This window comes from Collinsella sp. AM20-15AC (assembly GCF_003471405.1).
In the GTDB taxonomy this organism is placed as follows: Bacteria; Actinomycetota; Coriobacteriia; order Coriobacteriales; family Coriobacteriaceae; genus Collinsella.
The window spans coordinates 1-6,248 of record NZ_QRJA01000046.1; the positions used below are offsets into that span (position 1 = coordinate 1).

General features: G+C 57.3%; 8 protein-coding genes. All 8 read right to left on the bottom strand.

Going from position 1 to position 6,248, the window contains the following annotated elements:
• A partial coding sequence (locus tag DW233_RS09820) for a PTS sugar transporter subunit IIC (RefSeq protein ID WP_147324173.1) occupies nt 1–581 on the bottom strand: 581 nt, incomplete at its 3' end.
• A 58-nt stretch (nt 582–639) separates the two neighbouring features.
• The gene (locus tag DW233_RS09825; RefSeq protein ID WP_117565058.1) at nt 640–1,122 is read right to left on the bottom strand and encodes a PTS sugar transporter subunit IIB; all 483 of its coding nucleotides are present in this window, start codon (nt 1,120–1,122) and stop codon (nt 640–642) included.
• 57 nt (nt 1,123–1,179) lie between these two features.
• Nucleotides 1,180–1,599, bottom strand: coding sequence for a PTS sugar transporter subunit IIA (locus DW233_RS09830; protein ID WP_117638251.1), 420 nt, complete (start codon nt 1,597–1,599; stop codon nt 1,180–1,182).
• Nucleotides 1,600–1,645: 46 nt separating this feature from the next.
• Nucleotides 1,646–2,707, bottom strand: coding sequence for an SIS domain-containing protein (locus DW233_RS09835; RefSeq protein ID WP_117638250.1), 1,062 nt, complete (start codon nt 2,705–2,707; stop codon nt 1,646–1,648).
• Nucleotides 2,708–2,767: 60 nt separating this feature from the next.
• Nucleotides 2,768–3,883 carry an SIS domain-containing protein gene (locus tag DW233_RS09840; protein WP_117638249.1) on the bottom strand — a complete coding sequence of 372 codons (1,116 nt, stop codon included), beginning with the start codon at nt 3,881–3,883 and terminating at the stop codon, nt 2,768–2,770.
• 194 nt (nt 3,884–4,077) lie between these two features.
• Entirely contained in the window at nt 4,078–4,791 is a 714-nt protein-coding gene (locus tag DW233_RS09845) for a GntR family transcriptional regulator (protein ID WP_117648564.1), read from the bottom strand.
• On the bottom strand, nt 4,776–5,543 hold the full coding sequence (locus tag DW233_RS09850; RefSeq protein ID WP_117648565.1) for a GntR family transcriptional regulator: 768 nt from the start codon (nt 5,541–5,543) through the stop codon (nt 4,776–4,778). Before DW233_RS09850 ends, DW233_RS09845 begins: the two co-directional genes overlap by 16 nt.
• 38 nt (nt 5,544–5,581) lie before the next feature.
• Nucleotides 5,582–6,070: a hypothetical protein gene (locus tag DW233_RS09855; RefSeq protein ID WP_117648566.1), complete on the bottom strand. Its 489-nt coding sequence runs from the start codon at nt 6,068–6,070 to the stop codon at nt 5,582–5,584.
• Nucleotides 6,071–6,248 lie beyond the last annotated feature (178 nt).

Genomic DNA, 6,248 nt, shown 5'->3' on the forward strand with positions numbered 1-6,248 from the left:
CCGAGCATGGCGAAGCCCATGGCCGGCAGGATGTTGGCGGCAACGCCAAAGCCAGCAAGGACAAAGGGCGGGATGAAGTCGAGCATGCCCTGGATGGCGTCAGCACCCAGATAGAACGACAGCGAGCACAGCAGGAACGCCATGATGATACCGGTCAAACCGATCAGGAAGTGCATCGCATAGACACCCTTAAGGTTGCCCTGGCCGGAGAAGACATCAGCGCGGTCAACCAGAATCGGCAGGGCGGCGTTGAGGATGTTCTTGATGGCAAGGCACAGCGTGGCGATGGGCATAGCGAGCGCGATGGCTGCCTCGGTGCTCTGGCCCAACTGGATAGCGAAGGCGCAGGCGAGCACGCCGCCGATCGTCTCATCAGGCGGCACGTAGGCGCCGATGGAGATCGAGCCCATGAACAGAAGCTCCAGGCTGGCGCCGATCGCGAGGCCGGACTGCAGGTCCCCCAGCACCAGGCCCACGAGCGGGCACAGGACGATGGGGCGGAACGCATAGAGCGTACCGAGCTGGAAGTCGAACTTACCAAATGCGGCGATAAGTCCGATGAGGATTGCTTGGGTAAGCATATATCCCCCTTTCCTAATAGGACACTACGAAGAGCTCAGACTCTTCGAAATTGAACGCCTATAGCACGCTTGCGCAGTCAACCTTGGGGTCATCGGCCAGAGGACGGATCTCGACCTCGACGCCGTTGTTCAGCATCTCACGCACATCGGCCTCCTCGGCTGCAGTCAGGAAGATCTGACGAGAGACCTGACGAGCATCGGGGCGCTTCTCGTCCTTGGGCTTGGTGTTGCCCAGGTTGACCGACTTGATCTGCGGGCAGCCTTCAACAAGCTGCTTTGCCTCAGCGATGGTGGCGACACAGATAATCATCTTGTATTTGTCAGTCACACCCGAGTTAATGGCCTCGATGGCATTCGCCATATCCTTGATGACGAGCTTGCAGCCGGCAGGCTTGCCCATCTTGAGCGTCGTCTTCCACACCGGGTCGTTGGCGACCTTATCGCCCACGCAGAAAATGCAGTTGGAGCCAAGGCCCTGGACCCAAGAGACCGCGACCTGGCCATGAAGCAGGCGATGGTCGACGCGAAGTAGCTGAATCATAATGTGACCCCCCAAAGGTCTTGTGCCGTCTTACGGCGTGTCAGTAGGTGCTGCGGATTAGAACTCTTCTTCCTCTTCGTCATCGACCAAAAAATCGTTGACAAACTTCACGCGCGTATCGTCCGCAGCGACGATGGCGCGAATCGTCTCCTCAACCGGCGCCGACTCGTCAGAGAACAGCAGCTGGATAAGCAGAGGAAGGTTCATGTTGGTAACGAGGTACGTGCGGGGACGCGTCTGGACGATCTTGGTGAACTCGTTGTTGACGCTGCCGCCAAAGAGGTCGGTGCAGACAACGACATCATCGTCGGCAGCCATGTCTGCCAGCAGTTTTTGGGCCTCCTCGGCCACGTCCATGCGGTCATCGACGAACATCGAAAGATCGTGGACGTTGTCGCGAGCGCCCGAGAGCAGCTCGACACTCTCCTTGATGCCGGTAGCGAAGTGCGCATGGCTGGCGATGATGTACTGCCTCATTCTGTGTTCCTCTCAATAGCCCGGCGCGTTCCCGCACCCGTTTTCTTTAGTAGTCGAACTGGTGATAGTAGCGACGATACTTGAGGTTGTGCTTGGTGACCGTCTCGTAGTAGCGAGCCAGGCGGTCGGTAACGAGCACCGTCAGAATCCACGGAGACACGATGACGCGGAACTCGTCGTCAAGGCCGGGGATCGCGAACTCGGCGGTGTCGATGATGTTGATGTCGGTGTCGCCGGTCACACCGCGGGTCAGGAAGGCGCGGACGCGCTCGTCGAGCTTGCGGTTCTCGTCCTCGCCCATGAACAGGAACACGGGGACGCCGGGCTCCACGAGCTCGAGGGTGCCGTGGAAGAAGTCGGCCGAGGTGATGTAGCGGGTGCGCTTCCACTGCATCTCCTCCAGGATGCACATCGAGAACAGGATGGTCTCGCCCCACAGGGCGCCGGAGCCGATGAACATGGTGTAGGGGGCCAGGGCGTACTTCTTGGCGAGCTCCTCGGCGCGCGGCTCGAAGCGCTTGCGGATATCGAGCATGTCCTTCCAGATGTCCTTGGTCTGCTCGATAAACAGATCGAACTTGGGGAAGCAGCCGCGGCGGTTGAGCAGGCGCAGGCCGAAGCAGTCGGCGAGGTAGTAGCCCTTCTCGCAGCCGCCCGAACCATGGTCAGAAGCCATGGCGACGCAGTTCTCGGCGCCGACAGCCTGGCCGATGGGGCCCTCGGGCTTGGTCATGGCGTAGACGCGCACGCCCATGCCCTTCATCTTCTTGACGGCCTCGAGGACCTCGGGGGTGGTTCCGGACTCGGAGGCGGTGAGCACGACGGACTTCTCGGTCATGCGCTTGTGGCCCATGACGTTCCACTCGGCGGCGTGGATCAGGTAGACCTCGAGGTCGCGGTCGCCGAACTTGTTCATGAGGTACTCGAGCTGCATGAGCTCGTCCCAGGTGCCGCCGACGCCCATCAGGAACACGGCGTCGTAGCCCTCGTCGGCGACCTTGTCGGCGAGCGCGGTCATCTTCTTGCCGGTCTCGTAGAGCGCCTTGCCGTCCTCGAGATAGCCCTCCTGGTCGAAATGCATGATCTCGATCTTCTCGGTTTCCTTCATTTGTCTCTCCTTTCTGGGGTTGTTTCCACATCCCCCATGCCAACGGGCATCAAAACCCGCTTACATTCCGTAACACTCAGCCGCTTTGGCCTTAAGCGCATTGACTGACTCTTCGTAGCCCTCTGCCTTGACCTCCATTTGCTTGGAGACGGTATCGAGATACGGGTGCACGTTCCATGACTTCAGACGCTCGGCAATCATGGCCGCAATCGTCTGGAAGAACACAAGATTGGGAATTGCGCTGAGCAGCGGAGCCACCTGAGGCACCGCAACCTCGTGAGCCCTACCCTTGGGATGGGCCGTGAGCAGCACCGTTTTTGCCGTAACGTTCGATAGCGCATCGGCGATATTCGCAAGACGCTCCGACCCCTGCGGATCGTCGACGATAAACACCAGATAGCCCGGAACGATCTGCATCTCGGGACCGTGGACGAACTCCTCGCCTTCGTGATGCATGGCAGGAATCTTGATGGTCTCGCTCAGCTTGAGCGCTGCCTCCTCGGCAACACCATAGTTGGGGCCGTTGCCGACGACCATGGCGGGCATGTGCTCAGAAAGCTCGAGCATGTGATCTTGGACATATGCCTCGGCGGTCTTGCACATCACGGCATTAGCCTGGATAGCCTCGCGCAGGTCATCAAGACGCTGAGCAACGCCCTTGGCGTCAATCGTTCCGCGCGCCTGACCGCCGTAAATACCAAAGAGCACCAGGTACTCAACGAGAACCTCGACGCCCAGAGTCACAAAGTCCACCGACTCGACACCCACACCGTAGTCAAGAACGATGTCAGCGTGTTCCTTGATGGGTGCCTCGACGTTTGCCGTGAGCGCAACTGCAGCCATATCGTGTGCACGCATGTAATCGAGCGCCGCAATCGTATTGGTCGAATAGCCGCTCTGCGAGACGGCGATGTTGAGCGCATGCTGCGGATAGGTGTGTTCAAAATCGACGAAGGCCTCGGGCGTCACAACGGACACCTGCATCTGCAGCGCATCTTGCAGGTAATCGCGGGCGCAATCGGCGGCATGGCGCGACGAACCCGAAGCAACGATGCGCAGTGCATCAAAAGAGCCGGACTGGAAAATATCAACGAGCTGCGCTACCAGCTCAGACGAACGCTCGAGGTTCTCCCCCATACGCACATGGGCAAGCTGAACGTAATCGAGCATCTTCATCGTCTCACCTCGTAACAAATCATTAGTATTTGATACCAATCACAGTTACAGGTTACGGCTTTTTGATACCTCTTTGTCGATTAATTTATCCCCATCGGCGAACGGTCGATTTTGAGCCATGTAAGGTTGTATATACGGTCTGCTCAACGAATCAAAATTCCGTCAACTTTTCAGCCCGTTATGCAAAAAACCAGCTAGTACGTATAGGTATATCCACCCGCATCACCGCGGTTAAACGACTTGACGTACTCGATCGCCTGGCCGCTCGCATCGAAGCTTACGCACTCCAGCGTCAAGGCAAGATCACCCTGCTCCAGTCCAAGCAGGCCGGCATCTCGTGCGCCCAGCGCTTCGATATCGAGCTTTTCCTGTGCCATAACTGGCTTTCGGCCCAGCATCTCATAGGTCTCGTACAAGCTGAAGACCGACACGTCAATATCTTCGATGGTTGGGAACAGCAGGCAGGGAATCAGCGCCGTCTCGATCGATACGGGGCTACCGTTTATGCAGTTCAGGCGTCGAATGGAATAGAGCAGGTCGTCCTCGGCGATGCCAAACAGGTCAGCGTAGTATGGCCCCGCATAACGCTTGGAACGTGCGAGAATACGGACGGACGGCTCGCCGCCCGAAGCACGGACCGATTCACGGAAACCGCCCGTGCGTTCAAAAAAAGCAGGTACTTTCTGCGCCACAAAGGCACCTTTCCCCCGAACACGGCGAATCTGCCCGCGCCGAACCAGCTCATCGACAGCGCTTCGGATGGTCAAGCGTGTCGTACCAAATTCCTCGGCGAGGTCTTTTTCGGACGGAATCATGGAACCCGTGGGATATGTACCGCGCTCGATACGCTCCTCGATGCGGCGTCGAATGCGCATATAAACCGGGGTGGCATCTACTGTTTCAGCCATTGTTCACCTGCCACACTCCTCATGCCGTTCTCTTCGCCGTTATCGGCAAAGCGAAACTTTGTGGGCAAAATCACCGATTTGCAATGCTCCACAAAACGCATGTCCTTATCAAATTCAATCGAGCTCTCATAGAACACCGGCGTTCCCTCTTCTTGCTGGAGCAGCTCGGCCTCTTCGACGTTCAAACGCGAGATAGAGATATGCTCACGTCCATGCTCAACACGCACGCCGCCTTCTTTGAGCAAGACATCGTAAAGGCTCTCGCACTCAAAATCGTGCTCGGTAAGCGATGGGCACAGGGACAGGTTAACGTGAGCGGTCTCGATTGACGCCGGCTCGCCCTCAATAAGTCGAACGCGCTGCATGCGGAGCAAAGGAGCGCCTACAGACACCCCAAGCTTGTCGGCAAGCGCCTCATCCGCCTCGATGGTCCCGGTGGAAACCAGACGAGAAGAGGGGTGCAGACCGGCAGTCCGCACAGCATCGGAAAAGTTATACGTTTCCTGAAAGATGTTTAGCGGCTTGGGAGGACACACATACGTACCCGATCCGCGACGGCTCTCGAGCGTTCCACACGAGATGAGCCGCGTGATACCGGCACGCAACGCTGTACGCGAAACGCCAATCTCTTCGCACAGCACGCGCTCGGCCGGCAGGCGATCCCCGCCGGCAAGCTGATGGTGCTGGATATACCAAAGAATTCCCTCAACAGCACGATCTTTGGGGGGAATTGCATAAGATTCGCCTGCCATTGCACAGACTCCTCATTCAGAAACGTATGCCGCCAAAATTAGGCCAGCCCTCCCATGGCATCAAATTCGGCCTTGATCTTCTCGGCGACATTCCGATACGACTTATATAGACTTGAATCGCGTTTAACTTCGTCGGTCATAACGGGAATCTCTAATTTGGAAACCTCGTCTTTTCCCGTCTGAACCGCCACAACAACGCCCATACCAAGACACATATTACGCTTGGCAGCGTTTATTTTCGCCGCCTTGGCAGGATTTGCCAGGATACGCTGGGCAAATTCCTGTTTTGAAGTCACTTCCTCGGCCTCCGGATCGCCCGCCTCGGCTACTTCGCACTGCAACACGTCCGCATAGTCAAAAATCTTAGGCTCTGCACCACGCTGATGCACGGCCCACTTGCGACGCGTGGCATCCTGGTAGATAGCCGGCAAAAACGTAAACCGCGGCGGGTCCAAAATCGTATCCGTGATGGTAAACACATCGGGATCAAAGGCATCCTGCGGGTTTTTCTTCTTGAACAGCCCCATATCAGCCTCCCGTACTAGCATTAAACAACTCAAGCTGAATATAGCACCAATTTCAAGCCGTCACTTTAGCACATCGGTGCATGGCATCTATGACCCGCTCAGCGGGGAATACGTACGGACGAGGGACGGGGCAGGGTGCTTGGTTTTGGAAGTGGGCTTCGCGAACTTCCAAAACCAA

Coding starts and splice junctions, on each gene's coding strand:
- DW233_RS09830 (WP_117638251.1), bottom strand. CDS start 1,599: ATGAGGCAGTACATCATCGCCAGCCATGCGCACTTCGCTACCGGCATC.
- DW233_RS09855 (WP_117648566.1), bottom strand. CDS start 6,070: ATGGGGCTGTTCAAGAAGAAAAACCCGCAGGATGCCTTTGATCCCGAT.
- DW233_RS09845 (WP_117648564.1), bottom strand. CDS start 4,791: ATGGCTGAAACAGTAGATGCCACCCCGGTTTATATGCGCATTCGACGC.
- DW233_RS09835 (WP_117638250.1), bottom strand. CDS start 2,707: ATGAAGGAAACCGAGAAGATCGAGATCATGCATTTCGACCAGGAGGGC.
- DW233_RS09850 (WP_117648565.1), bottom strand. CDS start 5,543: ATGGCAGGCGAATCTTATGCAATTCCCCCCAAAGATCGTGCTGTTGAG.
- DW233_RS09825 (WP_117565058.1), bottom strand. CDS start 1,122: ATGATTCAGCTACTTCGCGTCGACCATCGCCTGCTTCATGGCCAGGTC.
- DW233_RS09840 (WP_117638249.1), bottom strand. CDS start 3,883: ATGAAGATGCTCGATTACGTTCAGCTTGCCCATGTGCGTATGGGGGAG.